Annotated in this window: 19 protein-coding genes and 1 pseudogene; 16 read left to right on the top strand and 4 right to left on the bottom strand. The window is 67.0% G+C overall.

Annotated elements, in window-relative coordinates; genetic code table 11:
• Positions 1-56: 56 nt before the first annotated feature.
• From LVY72_RS04745 to LVY72_RS04780, 8 genes are all read left to right on the top strand, one after another.
• Complete coding sequence (locus LVY72_RS04745; protein ID WP_237818326.1) at positions 57-920, top strand: branched-chain amino acid ABC transporter permease; 864 nt, start codon at positions 57-59, stop codon at positions 918-920.
• Positions 913-2,775, top strand: a complete 1,863-nt coding sequence (locus LVY72_RS04750) for a branched-chain amino acid ABC transporter ATP-binding protein/permease (RefSeq protein ID WP_237818327.1) — start codon at positions 913-915, stop codon at positions 2,773-2,775. Before LVY72_RS04745 ends, LVY72_RS04750 begins: the two co-directional genes overlap by 8 nt.
• Complete coding sequence (locus LVY72_RS04755; RefSeq protein ID WP_237818328.1) at positions 2,772-3,506, top strand: ABC transporter ATP-binding protein; 735 nt, start codon at positions 2,772-2,774, stop codon at positions 3,504-3,506. The genes LVY72_RS04750 and LVY72_RS04755 overlap by 4 nt, the downstream gene beginning before the upstream one ends.
• Positions 3,507-3,582: 76 nt before the next feature.
• A complete protein-coding gene (gene merB / locus LVY72_RS04760) occupies positions 3,583-4,344 on the top strand; it encodes an organomercurial lyase (protein ID WP_237818329.1) in 762 nt (253 codons plus the stop codon).
• Between the two features lie 84 nt (positions 4,345-4,428).
• Positions 4,429-5,523, top strand: coding sequence for a zinc-binding dehydrogenase (locus tag LVY72_RS04765; RefSeq protein WP_237818330.1), 1,095 nt, complete (start codon positions 4,429-4,431; stop codon positions 5,521-5,523).
• Positions 5,524-5,578: 55 nt separating this feature from the next.
• Positions 5,579-7,144 carry a class I adenylate-forming enzyme family protein gene (locus LVY72_RS04770; protein ID WP_237818331.1) on the top strand — a complete coding sequence of 522 codons (1,566 nt, stop codon included), beginning with the start codon at positions 5,579-5,581 and terminating at the stop codon, positions 7,142-7,144.
• Entirely contained in the window at positions 7,145-7,795 is a 651-nt protein-coding gene (locus LVY72_RS24570) for a PaaI family thioesterase (protein WP_237818332.1), read from the top strand.
• Positions 7,792-8,289, top strand: coding sequence for a thioesterase family protein (locus LVY72_RS04780; protein ID WP_237818333.1), 498 nt, complete (start codon positions 7,792-7,794; stop codon positions 8,287-8,289). The genes LVY72_RS24570 and LVY72_RS04780 overlap by 4 nt, the downstream gene beginning before the upstream one ends.
• Positions 8,290-8,458: 169 nt before the next feature.
• Here the strand turns inward: LVY72_RS04780 and LVY72_RS04785 are convergent, their stop codons facing one another.
• Genes LVY72_RS04785 through LVY72_RS04795 form a run of 3 tightly spaced genes read right to left on the bottom strand, consistent with a single transcriptional unit; the run spans position 8,459 to position 11,107 of the window.
• Complete coding sequence (locus LVY72_RS04785; protein WP_237818334.1) at positions 8,459-8,911, bottom strand: hypothetical protein; 453 nt, start codon at positions 8,909-8,911, stop codon at positions 8,459-8,461.
• A 34-nt stretch (positions 8,912-8,945) separates the two neighbouring features.
• A complete protein-coding gene (locus tag LVY72_RS04790) occupies positions 8,946-9,974 on the bottom strand; it encodes a phosphotransferase family protein (RefSeq protein ID WP_237818335.1) in 1,029 nt (342 codons plus the stop codon).
• Positions 9,971-11,107 (bottom strand): Rv3169 family protein, encoded by a 1,137-nt coding sequence (locus tag LVY72_RS04795; protein WP_237818336.1) that lies wholly within the window; start codon positions 11,105-11,107, stop codon positions 9,971-9,973. Before LVY72_RS04795 ends, LVY72_RS04790 begins: the two co-directional genes overlap by 4 nt.
• A 204-nt stretch (positions 11,108-11,311) precedes the next feature.
• On the opposite strand from LVY72_RS04795, the gene LVY72_RS04800 reads away from it, so the two are divergent.
• The 7 genes and pseudogenes from LVY72_RS04800 to LVY72_RS24845 form a co-directional block, all read left to right on the top strand.
• Complete coding sequence (locus tag LVY72_RS04800; RefSeq protein ID WP_237818337.1) at positions 11,312-12,538, top strand: acetyl-CoA C-acetyltransferase; 1,227 nt, start codon at positions 11,312-11,314, stop codon at positions 12,536-12,538.
• Between the two features lie 167 nt (positions 12,539-12,705).
• On the top strand, positions 12,706-13,908 hold the full coding sequence (locus LVY72_RS04805; RefSeq protein ID WP_237818338.1) for an acyl-CoA dehydrogenase family protein: 1,203 nt from the start codon (positions 12,706-12,708) through the stop codon (positions 13,906-13,908).
• A gap of 98 nt (positions 13,909-14,006) precedes the next feature.
• Positions 14,007-14,930 carry an SDR family oxidoreductase gene (locus LVY72_RS04810; RefSeq protein ID WP_237818339.1) on the top strand — a complete coding sequence of 308 codons (924 nt, stop codon included), beginning with the start codon at positions 14,007-14,009 and terminating at the stop codon, positions 14,928-14,930.
• 52 nt (positions 14,931-14,982) lie between these two features.
• Positions 14,983-16,116, top strand: a complete 1,134-nt coding sequence (locus LVY72_RS04815; RefSeq protein ID WP_237818340.1) for an acyl-CoA dehydrogenase family protein — start codon at positions 14,983-14,985, stop codon at positions 16,114-16,116.
• Positions 16,113-16,934 carry an enoyl-CoA hydratase/isomerase family protein gene (locus LVY72_RS04820; RefSeq protein ID WP_237818341.1) on the top strand — a complete coding sequence of 274 codons (822 nt, stop codon included), beginning with the start codon at positions 16,113-16,115 and terminating at the stop codon, positions 16,932-16,934. Before LVY72_RS04815 ends, LVY72_RS04820 begins: the two co-directional genes overlap by 4 nt.
• 472 nt (positions 16,935-17,406) lie before the next feature.
• The gene (locus LVY72_RS04825; RefSeq protein ID WP_237818342.1) at positions 17,407-18,342 is read left to right on the top strand and encodes an SDR family NAD(P)-dependent oxidoreductase; all 936 of its coding nucleotides are present in this window, start codon (positions 17,407-17,409) and stop codon (positions 18,340-18,342) included.
• Between the two features lie 156 nt (positions 18,343-18,498).
• Positions 18,499-18,855: pseudogene (locus tag LVY72_RS24845) on the top strand (alcohol dehydrogenase catalytic domain-containing protein); the annotation flags it as partial.
• A 173-nt stretch (positions 18,856-19,028) separates the two neighbouring features.
• Here the strand turns inward: LVY72_RS24845 and LVY72_RS04830 are convergent.
• Positions 19,029-20,078, bottom strand: coding sequence for an IS110 family RNA-guided transposase (locus LVY72_RS04830; RefSeq protein ID WP_237818343.1), 1,050 nt, complete (start codon positions 20,076-20,078; stop codon positions 19,029-19,031).
• 577 nt (positions 20,079-20,655) lie between these two features.
• Here LVY72_RS04830 and LVY72_RS04835 point away from each other — a divergent pair.
• Positions 20,656-21,777: an IS110 family RNA-guided transposase gene (locus LVY72_RS04835; RefSeq protein WP_237818344.1), complete on the top strand. Its 1,122-nt coding sequence runs from the start codon at positions 20,656-20,658 to the stop codon at positions 21,775-21,777.
• Positions 21,778-21,883: the final 106 nt, after the last annotated feature.

Genomic DNA, 21,883 nt, shown 5'->3' on the forward strand with positions numbered 1-21,883 from the left:
AACCCAGGACGCGGCCACCTCCACCCACCGGCCTCGCAGATTAAGGACCTTCGGACATGATGACAACGCTGTGGGCGGGTCTGACCATGGGAGCGATCTACGCGATCGTGGCGATCGGCTACAACATCACGCTGACGCTGACCGGCGTCATCAATTTCGCGAACGCGCAGTTCGTCATGATCGGCGCCTTCGTGGCCTATTGGGGGCTGACCCAGAACGACCTGCCGCTGCCCCTGGTACTGCTCGTGGCGGTCATCCTCTCCGCGCTGGTCGGAATCCTCACCGAACTGATCGCGATCCGCCCCCTCCGCAACCGCGGCGGCCATACCGAACTCGTCACCACCCTTGGCGTGTCGACGGTGATCGCCGGGCTCGCACTCGTGGTCTTCGGCCCCGACCCCGTTCCGGTGAACGTTGTGCCCACGGAAACGTTCAACGTGCTGGGCGGCCAGGTGCGCCTCAATGAGCTGCTGCTCATTCTCGTTGCGGCAGTCGCGGCCCTTGCCGTCCATTGGTGGATGCACCGCTCGAAGCTTGGCCTCGCCGGCCTCGCCCGTGCGGAGGACCCGGAGGCGGCCTCGATCCGCGGCATCAATGTGAAGGGTCTGGCCATCCTGGGGCTGGTCCTGGCGGGTGCCTTCGGCGGCCTGATCGGCCCGCTCGTCGCGCAGAAGACGTTCGCCGTCGCCACGCTCGGCCTTGTCCTGGCCCTCAAGGGGTTCGTGGCAATGGCCGTTGGCGGAGTCGGCAGCATCCTCGGCTCCCTCGTCGGCGGCCTCATCGTGGGCCTCGTGGAAGCCCTCGCCGCCCGCAGTATCGGAAACGACTTTGGCGAGATCGCCGTGGTCGTCGTGCTCCTCGCAGTACTCCTGCTGCGGCCCACCGGTGTCGTTGGAAGAGGGCAGGTGCGTCTTGTTTGATTCAATTGCGCGGATGATCGGCAGGCCGCTGCTCGCGGTGAACCGGCGCTGGAACGTCCTCGGGCCGGTCCTGGCCCTGCTGCTTGCGGCCTTCGTCGCGGCACTTCCCTGGCTCGGCCTGGATATCGGCTGGCAGCGCCAGATCATTCTCATTGCCGTGCTGGCGCTTGTTGTCAGCGGCCTCAACCTCAGCTTCGGCTATGCCGGAGAACTCGCCCTCGGGCAGGTCTTCATGTATGCGGCCGGCGCTTACACCGCGGGCTGGCTCGGCAAACAGGGCGTCACGAACATCGTCGTGGTGCTCGTCGTGGCAATCGTCGCGGCCTTGCTGCTCGGCGTGATCACCGGTGCGGCAGGTCTTCGACTCGGCGGCTGGATGCTGGCGCTCACCTCGCTGTTCTTCATCACCCTCATTCCACGTGTCGTCAACCTGATGGGGGACGAGCTGGGCGGTTTCGCCGGCATGGCGGGCATTAGCCGGCCGACCCTGTTCGGCGAGCCCATGAAGAACACGGCGTTCTACCTGCTGGTCATCATCTGCAGCGCGCTGTGGATCGCCGTGATGCGCAACCTGGTGAAGTCCCGCGAGGGCACCGCGTTCCTGGTGCTCAAGGAAAGCCCAGTACTCGCCCGAACGCTCGGCGTGAGCGTCTACCGGACGAAGCTGCGCGCCTATGCGCTGGGCGGTGTGCCCGCGGGCATCGCCGGCGTGCTCTATGCATATCTCGACGGCTACGTCTCCCCGGGTGCCTTCACCTTCGAACTCGGCCTGATCGTGCTGGCCGCAGGCATCCTCGGCGGCGTCCTCTCGATCTACGGCGCGATCCTGGGGGCCGCGGTCCTGCAGCTCGGCCCCGCACGCCTGTCCGTTTTCGACACCTACGCCGAGGTGGCCTACGGTGTGCTCCTGATCGTCGGCGGCGTGCTGCTGAGCATGGGCATAGCCGGCATCGGGCACCGGTTCATGAACCGGCTGCTGGCGGCGGCCCGGCACGACGCCGATGCGGCTCCCGAAGCCGTTGCGAAGCCCGAATTCGCGGCACTCAACGGCAAACAGCTGGAGGTCTCCGGCGTCGTCGTGCGGTTCGGCGGCTTCACGGCCCTGGACGGCGTGTCGATGCAGGCCAAGCCTGGCGAGATCACGGCGCTCATCGGCCCGAACGGGTCGGGCAAGACGACGCTGCTCAACGCCATCTCCGGGCTGATCGTACCCAAGGACGGTGAAGTCTCTCTCGACGGCACAGTGTTCAACGGCGATCCCAAACTGGCGGCCGGGAGCGGCATCGCACGCACCTTCCAGACCCCGCTCATTCCCTCGACGCTCACCGTGCACGAGGTGGCCGCGTCCGGCCGTCTGCTGCGCGGCAAGACCACCTTCGTCGAGACGGTGCTCAGGCTGCCCCGCTACCGCCGCGCCCGGATAGCCGACCGCATCGCTGCCGGGGACGCGCTCGCAGCGGTGGGGATCTCGTCCCTCGCGGACGCCCAGGCGAGTACGCTGCCCCTGGGGACCCGGCGCCTTCTGGAGTTCGCCCGGGCGATTGCCAACGAACCCTCGGTCCTGTTGCTGGACGAGGTGGCCTCCGGACTGGACGAGAACGAGCTCAAGGAACTCGCGGCGCTCATCCGCGGGGCACGGGATGCCGGCGCCACGGTGGTCCTGGTCGAGCACAACTTTGAACTGGTGCGGCAAATCTCGGACCACGTCGTCGTCCTCGCCGAGGGCAAGATCATCGCCCAGGGCGACGCTGGCACCATTGCCAGCGACGAGCGGGTGGTCAACCTCTACCTCGGAGCAGACATCATGCATGCCCACTCACGCGACGACGTCGCGGAAGGAGCCGTGGCCCCATGACCGCCCAGCATCCTCTCCTGGAAGTCTCGTCCATCGCGGGCGGCTACGGCGACATCACCGTCGTGCGCGACGTGTCCTTCACCGCCTCGGCGGGCCGGATCACCGCGATCCTTGGCCGCAACGGGGCCGGTAAGACTACCTCCCTGCGCATGGTGAGCGGACTCAATCCCATCTCGGCCGGATCGATCCGCCTCGGGGGCAAGGACGTGGGCAGGCTCGCACCGCATGCCCGCACCGCCAAAGGCATCGCCTACGTGCAGGAAGGCAAGCGCATCTTCAGGCAGCGTTCCGTCCAGGAAAACCTGATGCTGGGTTCGTATCCGCTGCGTATCCCGCGCAGCCAGGTGATGAAGAAGGTCGAAGAGGCGTTCGACCGCTTCCCGGCCCTCGCGAAGAAGCGCGACGTCGCGGCGGGACTGCTCAGCGGAGGCCAGCAACAGATGCTCGCCATCGCCCAGGCCCTTGCCCCGGGGCCGAAGGTGCTTATGCTCGACGAACCCACCACGGGCCTGGCCCCGGCGATCGTGGGGGAACTCTTCGACCTCATCACGCGGCTTCGTGACGAGGGCCTGGCGGTCGTGCTGGTCGAGCAGGCCGTCGACTTCTGCCTCAGCATTGCCGACGAAGCGGTCGTGCTGAATCTTGGCCAAGTGGTCTATCGGGGGGACGCCAAGAGCGCGTCGACCCGCGGTGCCGTCGAAGCCACCTACATGGGGGTAGAGCTCGCCTAGAGCCAGCCGCTCCGGGTATGGCCCGTTAGCTGTCTATTTTTCTCAAAACTCCAACAAGGAATCGGAAGGAAACACGATGCATAAGTTCCACACCCCCTACGGCGTCCTCCCGCCGCTGGCGACCGAGGTCTTCGACCTGACCGACACCACCAAGCGTGTCCGGAGGTTCTACGAGGACTTCATCCCCGACAATGGCCGTCCGCCGACATTCCTGGAGGCGATGGACGGGCTCCGCATCAGCTACAACGATCTTTGGGACTCCCTTGACCAGCTGTACCGCGGCGTGCAGGTCATGTTCCTCGAGGGCACGGAGAGCCTCATCAAGATGCCTCCGTTCGCGTTCTACCCCACACGCCACCGCGTGACCTTGGAGGACGGCCGGGCGTTCTGGTCTGGATGTGCCGGCGAATCGAGCGCCTTCAGCGTGCAGTTCCCGGGACTGGTGACCACCGTCGAGTCGATCTGCCCCGACTGCGGCGAGAAGATCACCTCCACCTGGAAGGACGGTGCCCTGCTGAGCGTCGATCCCGAGGGGACGCTGATCAACATCGGAACGTACCCCGACAATTGGGGCAAGAACATGACGATGGTCTGCGAGAGCATCAATTTCTTCAAGAACCGCGACCACATCGAGAACTGGGTGGCCCAGGTGCCCGAGCAGGCCGGCGCCATCCTGCCGATCGAGAAGGCCCAGGCCTGGGTGGCCGGGGTGGCCAAGGTCCGCTACTTTGACTACGACCGCGCCCCCGATGTCGTCGGCTCCTTGTCCGCAGCGGGAACAACGATCGACGCCTTCCGCGCCGCCGGGGCCGACGTCACCGCCTGGGAAAACCGCTAACCACCAGTACCGTGTCCGTTGCGGGGGCCGTCCGCCAACCGGCCCCCGCAACGGACCCCGGCTTCAAAAGGAACAGGACCTGCCATGACTCTGAAAAACAGAAGCGCCGTCTTCACTGCCCCGGGGCGGCCGGTGGAATTCCACGAATCATCGCTGCCGGCGCCTCCGGGCGGCGGCATGATCGTGAAAGTGGGATTGGCCGGCATCTGCGGGACGGACGCGCATCGTCTTGGCGGCGACCTGCCCGCCCCCGCGGCGCCGATCACCTTCGGCCACGAGGGTGTCGGCACCGTCGAGGAACTCGGGGCGGGAACCGTGCGCGACTGGGCCGGGGTCGAACTCAGCGTCGGCGACAGCGTCTATTGGTTTCCGCCGTCGGGCTGCGGCCGCTGCTACCACTGTTCCGTCCAGCTGGACCCGGCCATTTGCGCCAACGCCACTTGGCCACCGGAAGCGGGCAAGCCCAACGCCGCGGCGTTCCAGGACTACGCCACCCTGGACAGCAAGGTCGGCGTCTACCGCATACCGGAGGGAACTCCGCTGGAAGCGGTCATCGCCTTCGGCTGCGCCATGCCGACCGCTCTCGGCGGCAACATGCGCGCCGGCATGATCGAGCCTGGCCAGACCGTGGTGGTCCAGGGCGCGGGGCCGGTCGGCCTCGCCTCGACGATGCTGGCCGGCCTCAGCCAGGCACGCCAGGTCATCACCATCGGCGGGCCGGACAACCGGCTCAAGGCGGCCGAAACCCTGGGGGCCACGACGACGCTCTCGATCGAGACGACGACGCCGGAGGAACGCCGCGAGACGATCCTCGAGCTCACCGGTGGACACGGTGCCGACGTGGTCTTCGAAGCCGCCGGGCACCTGTCGGCCTTTGCGGAGGCCATTCCGCTGCTCAACCACAACGGGCGTTATGTGGTCCAAGGACTGTATTCGGGCAGCGGCACCGTGCCGGTCGACCCGCATCTGCTCAACAACCGCTCACTGAGCATCATCGGCAGCCTGGGCTTCAAGCCCAACAGCATCCAGCGCACCGTCGAGCTGGCCGCACGGTACCACGATCGGTTTGGACTGGCAGATCTGGTCACCGGCAAATATCCGCTGACCGAGCTCGAACGCGCCATCGACAGCATGCGCGCCGGCGACACGATCAAGAACGTCATCGACCCATCGATGTGACCGGGACCGCATACTGAAGCAAGGCCGGCCCACCAAGCATAAGGAGCACACAGACATGACCACCTTCATCGAGTTCATCGAGCGCCATGCGCAGGAACGCCCCTTGGACAAGGCGTTGAGCGCGCCCGACGGCGGTGTGTCGATTACTTGGGAACAGTTCAACCGCCGGACCGACGAAATCGCCGGAGCGCTCGTCAAGGAGGGTGTCCGGAAGGGCGACCGCATCGGGATACTCGACCACAACACCATCGACGCGGTGGAGGCCTCGGTCGGCGCGGTCAAGGCCGGCGCCATCGCCGTACCGCTCAACTGGCGGCTTGCGGGCCCGGAGCTCGGTGCGATCCTTGCCTCGTTCGGGCCCCGCATGGTGTTCTCTTCCGCCGGCCTCCGCCCCCTGCTCGACGAGGCGAACGCCGGGGTCGGGGCCCAGGTCATCGAGTTGGGCACTGGCGGCTACGCGGCATGGCGCAACGCCGGCGCCGGGGTAGCCATCGAAAAGCCGTCGAACGACCCGGCGCTTCCGGTGTGCATCATGTACACCTCGGGCAGCACCGGCGCGCCCAAGGGCGTGGTTTTCCCGAACTCGGCATTCTCCACGGTGCTGCCCGGCGTGGTGCAGGACGAGGGCATCGCGGCCGACTCGGTCCTGCTCCAGGTGCTCCCGCTCTTCCACATCGGTGGCTTCGCCTGGCTCGCCTCCGCGTTCATTGCCGGCAGCGAGTCGGTACTCCTGCCGGCGGCCGCGCCCGATTCCATCCTGCAGGCGGTGGAAACCTACGGAGTGACGCACCTTTGCGTCGTCTCCACGCTCCTCGGCCTCCTTATCCAGGAGTACCGCCGCAATCCCACGGACACTACCACGCTGAGCATGATCCAGTGCGGCGGCAGCCCCATCCCGGATGCCCACCTGCGCGAGGCAGCCAGGATCTTCGGGGCGTCGTTCGTCACCCTCTACGGGCTGAGCGAGGCCGGAGGGCTCGTGGCGAACCAGATCCTTACCCCGGCGATGATCGACGCCGGCCTGGACGAGCAGCGCCTGCTGTCCGCCGGCACCGCCGTCGGGGGAGTCGAGGTCGCGATCCGGGACCTGGACACCGGGGAAGACCTCCCGGCCAACGCCGACGGCGAGATCGTCACCCGAACCACCGGCGGCATGAGCGGGTATTGGAACGAGCCGGCCAAGACCGCAGAGGTGCTTTCGGCCGATGGATGGCTCCGCACCGGCGACGTCGGCAGCCTGGACGAGGACGGATTCTTGTTCATTAAGAGCCGGGTCAAGGACATGATCATCTCCGGCGGCGAGAACATCTATCCGGCTGAGATCGAGAACGTGCTGGTGGCGCATCCCGGCATCTCGGCCGCGGCCGTCGTGGGAGTTCCGCATCCGAAGTGGGGCGAAAGCCCGGTGGCCTTCATCACCCTGCACCATGGTGCCGTGGTGACGGACGAGGAAGCGATCGCCTGGTGCCGCGAGCGCCTTGCTTCCTACAAGCGGCCGCAGGCGGTGTTCGTTGCAGACGACCTGCCACGCCTCGGCGGCGGAAAGGTCGACCGCCCCGCCCTGCGCGCACAGGCCGGATCGACCTTCGCCGTGTCCGCCGCGGCGGATGCGGTCCGGTAGGTGGGAACCGAAGCAGTGGGCACGCTGGCATACGACGCACCTGCGGCGAAGGTGGACCGGCGTCGGCTCATCGAACAGCTCGGTGATGCGGTGCGCGGGCTCGTCGCGGCGACGTGCGCCGCCGAGGCTCCGCCCGAGGAACTCGAACGGGCCATCGCAGGCACCCGACAGCTGGCCGAGGGCCTGCGCGGGTTCGCCAGGCCGCTGGGGACGGCCTCTTCGAGTGAGGATCCCTTGCTTCCGCACCTCTACCCGGCTGGCCACGGGGCAGGCAACCCTGTGGCCCCGCCCGTGCACGTCGAAGCGACGGAGGAGGGGGTGCGTTCGCGGATCACGCTGGGCCGGCAGTACGAGGGGCCGCGCGGCCGTACGCACGGCGGCATCAGTGCGCTGCTGCTGGACGAAGTGCTCGCCTATGCCTCCACGAGCGCCGGCCGCGGCGGGTTCACCGCCTACTTGAACACGTCCTACCACCAGGCGGTGCCCATCCAGGTGCCGCTTGAGATACGGGCCCGGATCGATGCCGAGGACGGCCGCAAGACCACCGTGAAGGGGTTCATTGCACTTGAGAGTGACCCGGAGGTTCCGCTGGTGAGCGCAACGGCACTTTTCGTGATCCCGCGGGCGGACTACGAGGGGAACCAGAAATGATCCAGCCAAGCTACGGGCAGGTGATGCAGCTGCCGGCACTCTTCACCGGAACGGTCCCCCGGGACCCGGACGAGCCGCGCATGCATATGACCGTCCAGGACCACTTCGCCCAAGGCTTCGCGGCCGCGCTCGAGCTGTGCCGACGGATCGGACTCGACGAGGAATTCGCCGCGGTGCGTCGCTCGTGTCCGATCACTGCGGCGAACCACTCCACCTACCTCAGTGAGCTGTTCGAGGGGGAGAGGTTCAGCGTGCACGGGCGGCTGCTGGCCCGTTCGGAGAAGGTGCTGCACACGATGGCCTTCCTCGTTGATCAGGAACGGCAGGCTGTGGCCAGCACGCTCGAGGCGGTGTTCCTGCACTTCGACCTCTCTGCCCGCCGCGCGGCGCCGCTGCCCGCCGACGTCGCTATGCGGGCCGACGACCTCCTCGCGGCCGACGGCATGCTGGACTGGGACGCCCCCGTCTGCGGCGTCCTGGGTATTCGTTCCTAGCGCTCCGCAAAGAGACCCGGTTACGGTGACGGCCCAGGCCGCCGCCGTAACCGGGTCTGTTTCTTATTCGGGCCCGCCCCGGGAATCGGCCCGGGCGGGGCAGCTGGTGTGTGTCTGGACGGAGCCGAGATGCAGTCCCGCTGGATCCAGCCTGCTTGACGGAACCTGCCTAGCCTAGACGGGCGTAATGGCGGCGGATCCGGTCCAGCAGTTCCGCGGCGCCATCGTCCGCTGGATGCTCGCGCACCCACGCGGCCAGGCAGTCGGTCAGGGAGACCATGAGTCGTGAGTAGGCCTCGCTGCGTTCGTTGTGCACGGCGAAGGGCTCCACTACATCGACGGCTGGCCGCTGTGCCTCGGTGAGTCCAGGCAGGAGGCCGGCGAAGGCCGCCCGGCGCTCGGGCGCCGCGTTGACCCAGTCGGCCGCCTGCCCGGCAAAGTCCGAGACTGCGCTGTTGTCGCGGGCCAGATGGGTCAGGGAATCGTTCCAGTCGATCTGGGCGAGCACCGCACGAACTTCGGCGAGCCGGTTGCGGGCATAGTCGGATCCGACGCTGGGCTCGACGACATCTTTGAGGATCCGCCGGATTCCGGTGATGACTTCCGCCGGGGTGGGCTGCATGGTGGGCTCCTGGGTAATGGTTGTCCGGTGGCTGTCAGCTGATGGCGGCGGCCAGCGCCTGGGCGGCGATTCCGGTGACGGGCGCCGTGGGTCGGTCTGCGGTGCCTTCACGGAAGGAGCGCACGGAGGTCAGGGCGATGACGGCCAGCCGGAAGGTGGCCAGGACCTGCCAAAACTTCAACGCCGCGGGTTCGACGGCGAATCCTGCCAACTGCTCGTAGCAAGCCAGGAAATCGGAGGCTTCCCAAAAGCCGGGAATGAAGTGCTCCTGGCGGTATAGCGGTGCCGTGTACCACCCGAGGTCGTCCAACGGATCGCCGAGGCGGGCCAGTTCCCAGTCCAGCAAGGCTTCGATCCGCCCCTCGTGGACCAGCACGTTCGCCGGCCGGAAGTCCCCGTGAACCAGCACGAGACGCTCGGGCGGATCCGGCAGGTTGTCGCCCAGCCAGGTTGCCGCCATGCGCAGCTGCGGCTCCGGAGCCGTTTCCTGCCGGTCCAGCTCCGCGAGCCACATCCGAAGCTGATCCTCCGCCGGGTTGTTCGGCGGCGGCTGCAGGATCCCGTCGAGCCCCGCGTCGCCGACATCCAGGCGGTGTACGGTTACCAGGAGCCGGCACAGTTCCTGCGCCAGTCCGACCTGCCCGGGCAGGCCCAAGCCGAGCGGGTCCTTGTCGCGCAGCACGCTTCGGGCGGCAGAGCCGGGGCAACGTTCGAGGATCATGCTGGGGCGGTCGAAGTGATTGCCGGCCTCGTCGATCCACAGGGCCCTGGGGGCAGGCACGGGCGTGGATTCCAAGGCCCCGAGCAGATTGAACTCGACGTCCCTGTCGGAACTGACAACGGAATCCTGGGGATCGCGGCGCAGCAGCAGGGCATGACTGCGGCGCGAGCCCCCGTTGCCCCACAGGGCGTCGAACGGCCAATTCTCCCGCGAACTGCCTCCGCCCACGCGGTGCAGTCCGGAGACCTCGACCGCACCGCCGTCGACCCGGGCGCCGATGAAATCGGCAATGCGCCCCTGCAGCGGGACGGGGGTCTCCACGCTCGGTGCCATCCTCGTCATGGCGACACCTTTTCCGCGCGGCGGTCCGCAGTCGCTTCCCGGTAGCGGTGATAGCCGGGCAGGACGATGTACTCCATGACGCCGTAGCCGGTGCGTCCCCCGTGCCTGACTTCGATGAGGTGGTCGCTGCCGGCCTTGGCATAGCGGTAAAAGTTCGACGCATCGGTCAGGTCCCACACCTCGTGTTCCAGGGTGTCGTCGCCCTTCCAATGGCCCTGAAGCCAGCCGTTCCAGCCTTCATAGCCCCCGCCGCGCAGGCAGGCGCGGCCGGGGTGCGCGGTGATCTCCAGGTCCATCGAGGTGCCGTCCTCCAGGGTCAGCGTGACCGTCCCGGACTCCAGTGTCGCCGCCGGGGCGTCCGCTGCCCAGCGCAGATCGTGTCCGACGGCGACAACGCGGCCGAACGGGGGCTCCGCCATCGAACCGAGCGGCCCGGAGAATCCCGCGGTCAGGTGCAGTTCGCGGCCTGCAGCATCCTCGTACAGGTACAAATGCAGGCTGAAGTCCTCGAACTGCACCGGGCAGAAGAAGAGCATGCGCCAGTTGGGGCGAACTCCCGGCGGGGATCCGGCGCTGCGCGGAAGCGGGCGCGTCCCCCAGGAATGGTCCCGCTCGCCCCACCAGGCATCAGGCCGCAGCGCGTGCTGTCCCAAGGGCGTCGAAAGACCGCCTTCCACCCGGCCCACCTGGACGTAGCGGATGGCGTCGTGCGTGACACGGTTGCGGTGCACTTCCAGATGCGGTTCCTCAAGGATCGGCTCCATGGTGCCCAGCCATCTCAGGTCGAAGGCCAGCCCGGAGGGGTTGTCTTCCAACACCAGCCGGAGTTCCTGATAGGGGCGGACGACCTCGATCGAGAACGGCCCGACGCGCAAATGCTCTGGATCAGTGGAAAGCGTCCGTGAGAGCCGCAGGTTGTGCTGGCGGCCGCCCTGGGCGTAGACCACAAAGGCCTCTTGGACGTCCTGGTTGGGGTACTGGCCGAACCCGCAGGACAAGACGGCGTCCTTGTTGTGGGTGTCCTGCATGCTGATCCAAAACCGTTCCCGCCAACTCGGGTCGCTCGAACCGACCATCGCGTGCGGGAGCGGTACCTGGTGGGTGAATGACTCGTCCGATGCTGACAAACGCACGGGTATCTCCTTGTCCGTCACAGCGGGCCGGAGGCACCGCTGGCAACAGGCTTCGATCGCGCTGGAAACAATAATCGAGTTAAAAAAAGTATATGACGCGACAATAATCGTGACGGCCGGCCCTGTCCAGCATGTACTTGCTTGTTCTATTGTTGAGTTTAAGACTAAATTCACAGTTCCGGATGTCTGATAAGGAGACCGAGCATGGGCGAAGCATGGATCATCGACGGGGTGCGTACACCCCGGGGCAAGGGAAAGCCGACCGGGGCGCTGCATGGTCTGCACCCCCAGGAACTGCTGGCCCAGACCCTCAGGGGGCTGGCGGACCGGACGGGCATCGATCCGGCGCTGGTCGAGGACGTCGTGGTGGGCAACGGCAGTAATTCGGGCGACCACTCGAACGACATCGCCCGGTGGTCGGTGCTGGCTGCCGGATGGCCTGTGGGTGTGCCGGGTGTGACGCTGAACCGGTTCTGTGGCTCGGGCCAGCAGGCGTTTATGAATGCCGCGATGGGGATCGGTTCGGGCTGGCAGGAGGCCGTCGTGGCGGGCGGGGTCGAGTCCATGTCCCGTTATGACGCGGCCATGAATGCGCCCATGGGTGGCGGGAATGCCGCACTGCACCGTCGGTATCCACTGGTTCCCCAGGGAATTTCGGCCGATCTGATTGCGACGCTTGAAGGCTTTGGCCGGGCCGACGTCGATGCCTTCGCGGAGCGGAGCCAGCAGCGGGCCGAGAAGGCGATGGCCTCGGGGCGGTTCGACCGGAGCTTGGTGCCGGTCGTGGGTGCCGAAGGACGGGTAGTCCTGGACCGGGAAGAGCATCCACGCCCCGGGACGACCGTGGAATCGCTGGCCGCGCTGGCGCCTTCGTTCCTGCGTGCCGGAGCCAAGCCCCGCGATCCGGACGGGCGCAGTTACGACGAGATGGCCCGTTCTGTCTATCCGCAGGTGGAGGCCATTGACCACGTCCACCATGCTGGGAACTCCTCCGGAGTGGTGGACGGGGCTGCGTCGATGCTGCTGGCTTCCCCTAGTTTTTCCAAGGCCCACGGGTTGACGCCCCGGGCCCGCGTGGTCAGCGGGGCGGTTGCCGGCGCCGAGCCGGTCATCATGCTCACCGCCCCCGGTCCCGCGGCCGAGGCTGCGCTGGCGAAGGCGGGAATGCAGGTTTCCGACATCGACCTGTGGGAAATCAATGAGGCGTTTGCTGCCGTGCCGATGAAGTTCGCCCGTGACCTGGGTGTGGATGAGGACCGCATGAATGTCAACGGGGGAGCGATCGCCCTGGGGCATCCCATCGGCGCCACCGGCATAATCCTCCTGCAGACCGTCCTGGACGAACTGGAACGCCGTGATCTCAGTACCGGGCTGGTGGCCATGTGCACCGGCGGCGGGATGGCGACGGCGACGGTCATCGAGCGGATCTAGCCTCCAGGACCGCTGCGAACGGTCGGAAAATGTCCGCCGGAAGGGGTGGACAGCGCAACTTACTCTAGTGTTAGATTATTTATAAATAGTCCAGTCATAGAGCATTTGCTCCAGGTCTCCGGCATATCCCATGTCCGGTTATCGGGGAGCAGGCGGAAGGAATTCGGATGTCGGTCAGCCCAGCCACTACGGCACCATCGCTGGATGAATTCAAGGCCGAGGCGGCGGCATTCCTCGATCGCGTGGCAGAGCCGCGCACCGAGGCGGCCTCGTCCGCCGGCGAGCGTCAACTGTCCCTGTTCCGGGGTTCCACCGTGGCCGACGCCGATGCGGCGCGGGCATGGCAGCGGACGGTTTTCGACGCCGGCTTCGGCTGGATCGATGGACCTGTTGAGGAGGGGGGACGCGGCCTGCCGTCGCGCTATGTCGGCGCCTACCTGCAGGTGGAGCGTCGATACAGCACGCCGCAGAAGTCTGCCCTCGGAGTCAGCCTCGGCATGGTCGCACCAACCCTGGTGCAGTTCGGCACCGCCGAGGCCAAGGGGCGGTGGGCCGAGGCTCTGTACCGTGGCGACGCCATCGGCTGCCAGCTCTTCAGCGAACCCGGTGCCGGGTCCGACCTCGCGGCCGTAGCGACGAAGGCCGTTCGGGACAGCGATGGGTGGGTCGTCGACGGCCAGAAGGTCTGGACGTCGGGGGCGCACTATTCCGACGTCGGACTGTTGCTGGCACGCACCTCGACGGGACCGCGCCACCGCAATCTCACGGCGTTCCTCGTCGACATGCATGCGCCGGGGGTCGAGGTGCGTCCGCTGCGCCAGATGACCGGCGGTGCGGATTTCAATGAGGTCTTCCTGGACGGGGTCAGGATCCCCGACAGCCACCGCTTGGGCGAGGTGGACGAGGGCTGGGGCGTGGCCATGGCGACCCTGATGTATGAGCGCAGCGCGATCGGCGGCGGGGTTGGCGGCGGCAGCGGTCTGTTTCGGATGGACACGCTCGCCCAATGGCTCCGCGAGATCGGCCGTTCGGAGGACCCTCTGGTCCGCCAGGCCTACGCACGCGTGCACACCGGCGTGTCGGCGGCCAAGACGATGCGCGCCCGCGCCGAAGCCGGTGTGAAGGCGGGCAGGCCTCCGGGCCCGGAGATGTCCCTGTCGAAACTGGCGCTGGTGGCCAACCTCGCGGCGCTCGCCGATCTGGTGTCGGACGCCCTCGGGCCTCGGCTCGTGGCCGATACCGGGGCTGCCGAGACCTTCGGGTGGACCGAGTACGTCCTGGGCACACCGGGCATGCGCCTCGGCGGGGGAACCGACGAGGTGCAGCGGAACATTATCGCCAAGCGGGTTCTCGGCCTGCCGGTCAAGTAGGGCACGGGCCGCCCCGCGGAACTTTTCACCAATCGATCATCAAACCGGATCCCCCCGGCTACGGACGGCGCGGACCCATATCAAGGTAGGAGCAGACAATGTCACTTGAAGGACTCGTTGCAGTTGTAACCGGCGCCGGGCGAGGCTTGGGCCGGGAGCACGCTCTTTTGCTCGCCAAGGAAGGTGTGAAGGTCGTCGTGAATGACCTCGGCGGTGCCTCCGACGGGACCGGCGCCACGGCGACGCCCGCGGAGGAAGTGGTTGCGGAGATCAAGGCGGCCGGCGGTTCGGCCGTCGCCAACGGCGACGACATCGCCACCGCCGACGGCGCCCAGCGCGTCGTCGACACCGCCCTGGAGGCATTCGGCGGACTCGACATCCTGGTCAACAACGCCGGCATCCTCCGCGACAGGGTCCTGGTCAACCTCGAGGAGGGGGACTGGGATGCGGTGGTGAAGGTCAACCTCCGCGGCACCTTCCTGACGACCCGGGCCGCAGCCAGGTATTGGCGCGAGGAAAGCAAGGCCGGCCGCCAGCGGCAGGCCGCCGTGGTGAACACGTCCAGCGAATCGGGTGTCTTCGGGAACCCCGGACAGGCCAACTACGCCGCGGCGAAGGGTGCCGTCGCCACGCTCACCCAGGTCGCCGCCAAGGAACTGGAGCGCTACGGTGTCCGGGTCAATGCGATCCTGCCGCAGGCCCGCACGCGGCTTACCGCGGCAACGTTCGGCGACGCCGTCTCGGCCAAGGGTGACGGTTCGTTCGACCGCTGGGATCCGGCCAACGTTTCCCCGTTCGTGGCTTACCTGAGCTCGCCTGACTGCGAGCTCAGCGGTGAGGCATTCATCGTAGGCGGCAGCCGCGTCCAGCGAGTCAAGCCCTGGGAGCGCGACGACCAGTGGAAACTGACCACTGACGGGCGCTGGACCGTTGAGGCCCTGCGGGATGCCGTGGATGAGATCGGCATCCCGCAGGGCAACGGCTGGACGGCCAACCCGACGAAGGCGAAAACCGGGGCATGAGCCTCGGCAGCATCACGGCAGAATCCCGCACCGCCGAACGGAAGGAATGACCATGACGGCTTTGGTGCCCACCCCTGAACGCCTCGAGCTGCGCGAGGCCGTCCGCAAATCCCTGCAGCGCCATCCCGGGCCGCGCGGATTCCTGGCTGAACAACCGTCCGGGAAATGGTTCGACGCCAGCCTGCTGGAGGATCTGAACCGCCAGCTCGGGCTCGCGGAGCTGCTGGTGCCGATCGGATGCGGCGGTGCCGGCGGGCAGCTGGCCGACGCGGCCATCGTTTTCGAAGAACTTGGCGCAGCGCTGGCCCCGGTTCCCCTGTTCGCTACGGTGGCGCTGGCGACGTCGGCCCTGGTCGCTTCGGGTGGGGAAGCGGCTGCGACGCTGCTGGGCCGCATCGCCCGCGGGGAGGCGACGGTTGCTCTGGCCGATGCCCGCTGCGGCCTGCCCGATGACCACCGGTTCGTTGCGGTCCCGCGGGCCGGCGGCGGGTGGCTGGTCTCCGGGCGCTCCGGGGTGGTGATCGAGGGGGCGGGTGCCGACGTGCTCCTGGTGACCGCCGAGACGGGTGACGGCGTCACGCTCTTTGCCGTGGAGGCGGACGCGTCCGGCGTTCAACGGCGCCCCCTCAGGACTTTGGATCTGACCCGCGGAATTGCCGAAGTGGTGCTGGACGGAGCCCGCGCCGAGCAGACCGGAGCTTCCGGCGGCGGGAGGGCGGCGGCGGATCTGGCCTGGGACGTCGGATCCGTGCTGCTGGCCGCGGAGCAGGTCGGCGGCGCCCAAAGGGTGCTGGACACTGCGGTGGAGTACGCCAAGCAACGCGTCCAGTTCGACCAGAAGATCGGCAGCTTCCAACAGATCAGCAGCAAGCTGGTCGATCTGCTGCTCGACGTCGAAATGGCGCGTTCGGCGCTGGCTACGGCGGTCGATGCCGCCGACGAACACTGGGAGGACCGCGGGGAGGACACCCGGCTCGCGCTGCTGCGGGAAGCCAGCCTGGCCAAGGCGCTGTGCTCCGACTCGTACATGCACGTGGCAGACGAGGGCCTGCACGTGGTAGGCGGCATCGGGTTCACCTGGGAGCACGACGCGCACCTGTATTTCCGCCGGGCCAAATCCACGCAGCAGCTGCTGGGTAGCCCGGACAGCCACCGTGAACGGCTCGCGAAGGCGGCCGGGCTGTGACCGGGGAGGCACCGTCCGCGACCGCCGCGGGCCGGCCGCCGGCCGAGGAGACGGACATCGACCCCGTCGTCCTCGTCCGGCGGGACGCCGGCGTCGTCGTCGTCGAACTCAACCGTCCATCACGCAAGAACGGGCTGACCGGGGAACTGGTGGAAGCGTTGATCGATGAAGTCCATGCCGTCGCGCAGAATCCGGCGGACCGGGTCCTGGTGCTGACCGGGGCCGGGGATGCATTCTGCTCCGGCATGGACCTGGGTGCACCCGTAAAACCCGACGAGCTGACGTTCATGCGCCGCGTCGCGGCGCTGTGCACGGCCATCTACAACCTGCCGAAGCCGACGATCGCCAAGGTGAACGGACCCGCGGTGGGATTCGGCGCAAACTTCGCCCTGTGCTGCGATCTGGTGCTGGCCTCCGAAAATGCGGTCTTCGCCGAGGTTTTCACCGAGCGCGGACTCAGCGTCGACGGCGGAGGATCCTGGCTGCTGCCGCGCCTGGTGGGTATGGCCAAGGCCAAGGAAATCCTGTTCTTTGGCCAGCGCATCGAAGCGGCCGAGGCCCAGCGGCTGGGGCTGGTGAACAGGACCGTTCCGCTGTCCGAACTCGACGGCCTATGCCGTGACTGGGCCGTGCGGCTGGCCGACGGCCCACCGCGCGCCATCTCGACGATCAAGGGCCTGCTCAACAACGCGGCGTCCTCTACCTTTGTGCAGGCCATCGAGGCCGAGGCCGTCGCCCAGTCGTTGAGCTTCCGCTCGAAGGAAGTCAGGGAGGGCATGGCGGCGTTCGCCGAGCGCCGCCGGCCGAATTTCAGGTAGGAACGCCGGAATGCTGCCGATGCCCGCCGGCCGCGGGACCCAGGGCGGGCGGGCTGGCAGGGACCGGGTACCGTGGAGACCGGGCGGTGGAGAAGCGGCCAAAAACCTGCACCGGGTGGGTACTCCTGCTGGCCGGTGCTGCCACAAGGCGGGCATGACTACACATCCGGGCAGGGATTTCGCCATCAAGCGTGAAGCACTTTTGCCCTTTATACATACCCCGGCGGGCCGCTCTTGCCTACCCGTTCGGCGCGGTGACGGTTGGCATCCTTCCCCGCAGGAGGTCCTGCGCTCGTTGGAGGTTGCACTCCCACGCCCTCCTCGCAGTGGCCTCAGTGACGCAGACATCAGCTGAAGGGCTTCCCCGGAGCGGCGGCCATGGCCAGTTCCTAGCCGCGGCGCCACAGATATACCCTAGCGATAAATTATTGATAACTCTATTATTGGTGGACAGCCAACGTAGGAGGCACAAGTGATTCGACTTGATGGCAAGGTCATCGTTGTAACCGGCGCAGGGCGAGGCATCGGCCGAGCCCACGCCGAACTGCTGGCTGCACGAGGTGCGGCGGTCGTGATCGGTGACTTGGGAGTGGACATCGACGGCTCGGGGGTGAGTTCAGATCCGGCGCAGGAAGTCGCCGAGGCGATCACTGCCGCAGGCGGCTGTGCAGTTGCCTGCGCGGCAGACATACGCGAGGCCGATGGCGCGCAGGCACTGCTGCAGGCCGCACTGGACCTGGGGGGTCGCGTCGACGGTCTGGTCAATAATGCGGGAATCCTCTCCCATGTGGCATTCGCGGAGATGTCTCTTGCCGAGATCCAACGCCAGTTCGATGTCCACGTGTTCGGCACTGTGCGCGTGACGCAAACACTGTGGCCCGAACTCGTGCGCAGCGGAGGGTCCGTCGTCAACACCACGTCCTCCGGAATCTTCGGTGCCCCCGTCTCGATGGCCTATAGCATCGCGAAGGGGGCCGTGTTTGCTTTCTCCCGCGCTCTGGCGACAGTGGGCGATGCAGAAGGGGTGCGGGTGAACCTGCTCATGCCCGGTGCGGAGACTCGAATGCAGGCCTTCGCCCGGGAACAGTTCGGTGGTGCCGCGGAGCCGTCGGAAGAGGCGCGTCGTCGCTCTTCGCCGGCGTTGGTCGCCCCTGTCGTCACCTACCTCATGAGTGACGAGTGTTCACTCAACGGGGAGATGATCTATGCAGGCCACGGGCACGTGCGGCGATTCGTCCTGGCATCCGGGGACGGCATCCACATCGAGGACCTGACACCGGAGCTCATCGCGGAGAACTGGGAGCAGATTTCCCGTCTCGAACCATTGCACATCGTTAACGACCTCCCTTCATTCCGTGCGTCCCTCGGCGCGCCGATGACCGAATCGGGGCGCGTAGCGACGCGGTAACAGCGAATCCGAGATCACTAAGGGCCTCGCCCGCACGGCACTCCGTGCCTGCTGACCAACCAAGTCTGGTTTGGAGTGACCCCGGAATCCCTAGGAGGTCCCTACTCGTGCATGTCGCGCTCGCGCATGAATCGCATAATAAAAGAAGGAAGTGTCATGAAGGCGTGGCAGCTTACTAAGTTCGGTGACTCGTTCGATCGGGTAGACGTGCCGAAGCCGCAGCCTCGACCGGATCAGGTTCTCATAGAGGTTCGCGCTGTTGGCCTATGCGCGAGTGATCTACACATCATGGATGGCACGATACCCATGGATGGCAAGACGCCCACGGAGGCTCAGCCGCCTGCAATCATTGGGCATGAGATTTCGGGGGTGATCGTGGATGTCGGCGATGAAGTCGCTGACTGGAAGCTCGGCGACCGGGTCGGAATCGACTCATCACCGGGTGATGGCCCCGACGCGCATGTCGGAGGCGGGTACGGTGAGTATGTAACACGAGCGCCCCACCAGCTCATCCGCATCCCTGACTCGGTGGACTTCATCCAGGCTGCCGTCGCAACCGATGCGGGAAGCACGGCACACAAGGCTATCGTCACAACAGGTGGCGTGACGCCGGGAACACGGGTCGGCATCATCGGGCTTGGCGCCCTCGGACTCTCCGGTGCTAGACGACCCTTCTATGGTTCTCGTCAAGCCAGGAGGGTTTGGAGTTTCCGGAACAGTTGCCTGGCGATGAACCGTTTGAGGCAGCGGCGGATCTCCCGAAGGCTTTTGCCTTCGGCGGTGCGCCTGGTGACGTATTCCTTCGTTGCGGGGTCGAACATCATTCGTGTCCGGGCGATCGTGTGCAGTGCCCTGTTCAGCTGTCGGTCTCCATGGCGGTTGAGCCGGTGCCGGATATTGTTGCCCGAGGATGCCGGGATAGGGTTCACCCCGGCCAGCGCGGCGAAGGCCGCTTCCGACCGGACGCGACCAGGGTGCGAGTAGGAGACGATGACCTGCGCGGCGGTCACCGGGCCGAGCCCGGGCAGGTCCATGAGGCCGGCCGCCATCATGTCAACGATTTCCTGAAGCTGCTCCTTGTTCCGTACCAGCTGGGCCTGGAATTGGTGGATGGCGGTGGCCAGCCTCTTGGTTTCGGCGCGTGCGGTCCGGGTTTGCAGGTCATCGCCTTGGCGGGGCCTCCAGCGGCTGATCTCATGGACCTGGGCGTCGGTGATGGCTGTGCGCGCATCGATGCCCAGGTCCATGGTGCGCAGCAGCGCGGTGAGGATCAGCCGGTCGGAGGTGGCCTGCCGTTCCATGGCCTCGCGGGCATTGAGCAGGATCCGCAAGGCTTCCCTGTCCCCTTCCGTGCGGGGGACCAACAGGGCCGGCACCTGTTCGCCGAGCACCGTGCGGGCGGCGGCAAGGGCGTCGATGTCATCGGATTTTCCGCGGCCGGCACGCGAGGTCCGGCGGGGCGGGCGCACCTCGCAGAGGTCCAGGTCCGTGGAGCGCAGGGCGCGGGTCAGTCCGGAGCCGTAGGAATTGGTGCCCTCGATGGCCACGAGGGTCTTGCCCGGTTCGCTGCGCCGATTGATCCAGGCGATGGCGCGCTGGAGGCCGGAAGGGTTCGTGGGGAAGGTGGCGGTGTCAATGACTTGGCCGGAAGCGGCGGAGAGGATGGCGTAGGTGTTGGTTCGGGCGTGGGTGTCCACGCCGACGATGTTCGTGTATTCATCACGGACGGTGCTCATTGGTGCGGGTTCCTTCCCAGGACTGGACACGAGATGGCCAGCCGGGGAGGGGTCACGCCGAGGCAGATCTCTAACGAGTCACGTTCCGCCGGTTGCAGCGGAACGGACAACCTTCTATCAGGCCACCGGTGCGAGCCAGACTGGCCCCCACGGGTCGGGTGGACAGGTCGTCTAAAGGACACTGCCCAGGCAGGTCGGATATGAAGCGAGTCACGCCCGGCCCGAGGGGGCCAAGTCTGGCAGCAAGCCTCGGGCTTGCCACTACCCATTAGAAATATGAGGTGGGGGTGGTTGGGGTTCCTGCCTGTCCGGAGCGGCCATTGTCGCCGGGCGGTCCCGCGGCGCCGGCTTGATGCCGGTATGTGTCCTTCGTGGCGGAGGCGGCGCCGCGGGGCCTGTGGCCCGGCGGGGATGGCCTCATATCCGGATCGGCAGGGACCGGGCCGCGACCCTCATCGAGGGCCGGGGCCTTCTGTTTCACAGATCCCGTGGGTTGCCATTGAGCAGCCTCCTGGCCTGTCGGCCGGTGGAGAGGTGGAATGGTAGTGCCACATGTGAGGGATGGGAGGTCCCGGCTATGATCCAGCATACGTTTATCGGACTGGATGTTCACGCGGCTTCCGTTGTCGGCTGCGCCCTGGCCCCGGATACCGGTGAGCTGGTGCAGGCGAAGATGGATTCGGACCCGGCGGTCGTTTTGGACTGGATCTGCCGCTTCGAAGCCCCGGTGAAGGCGGTGTATGAATCCGGCCCGACCGGGTACGTCCTGGCGAGGTTTCTGCGGGAGGCCGGCATTGACTGCGTGGTCGCGGCGTCCTCGAAGCTGCTGCGGGCCCCGGGCGACAAGGTCAAGACCGACAAGCGCGATGCCCGGCTCCTGGCCGAAATGCTCGCCCTGGGACAGGTCACCGATGTGAGGGTCCCGACGCGGGAGCAGGAGGACCTGCGGGATTTGTCCCGGCTGCGGGCCACGGCCGCAAAGAACCTCGCCCATGCCCGCCAGCACGTCAACGCGATCCTGCTCCGTCACGGCATCAGGTACCCGAAAAAGACGAAGTGGACCAAGGAGCACGTGCTGTGGCTGCACCGGCAGCACTTCGACTCCCCGGTGCTGCAGTTCACCTGGGAGGCCGACCTGGAGCAGGCCGAACTGCTCGCGGCACACCTCAAGCGGATCGACCAGCGCGTCGCGGCGACCGCCGGAAACTGTGAATACACCCCGGTCATCGACGCATTGATGTGCCTGCGCGGCGTCGATATCACCACCGGCTTCGGGCTCGCCGTGGAAATCGGCGACTGGACCCGGTTCACCGGTTCCTCCATCGGCTCCTACCTGGGGCTGGTGCCGTCCGAGCAGTCCTCGGGCCAGACCCGGCACCAGGGGCCGATCACGAAGGCCGGCAGCAGATACGCCCGGAAGCTGCTGATCGAGGCAGCCTGGGTCCATCGACGCCCCTACTCCCGGCCCGGGCTCCGGCTGGTCAGGCAAATGGACCTGGTCGGCCCGGCCACCAGGATCCGTGCCCTGGAAGGCAACCACAGGCTCCACCACAAGTGGGAAGTCTTCGACGCCCGGAAGAAACGCTCCGTCACGGCGAACACCGCGATCGCCCGGGAAATGGCTGGATGGTGCTGGTCCCTGGCCGCACCCCTCCAGCAAGGCGGACACGGGCAGGGAGGCCGCATGAACGCGGCCTGACGAACGTGCCTTCCGGAGTGTGGCGGCCGTGACGTGGCAGCACTTTGGGGCCAACCCGGGACAACGCTATGGGCAGGCGGACCAACACCGTCGACGCCCGATGCCA

The sequence above is a fragment of the Arthrobacter hankyongi genome, from assembly GCF_022012395.1.
Taxonomy (GTDB): Bacteria; Actinomycetota; Actinomycetes; order Actinomycetales; family Micrococcaceae; genus Crystallibacter; species Crystallibacter hankyongi.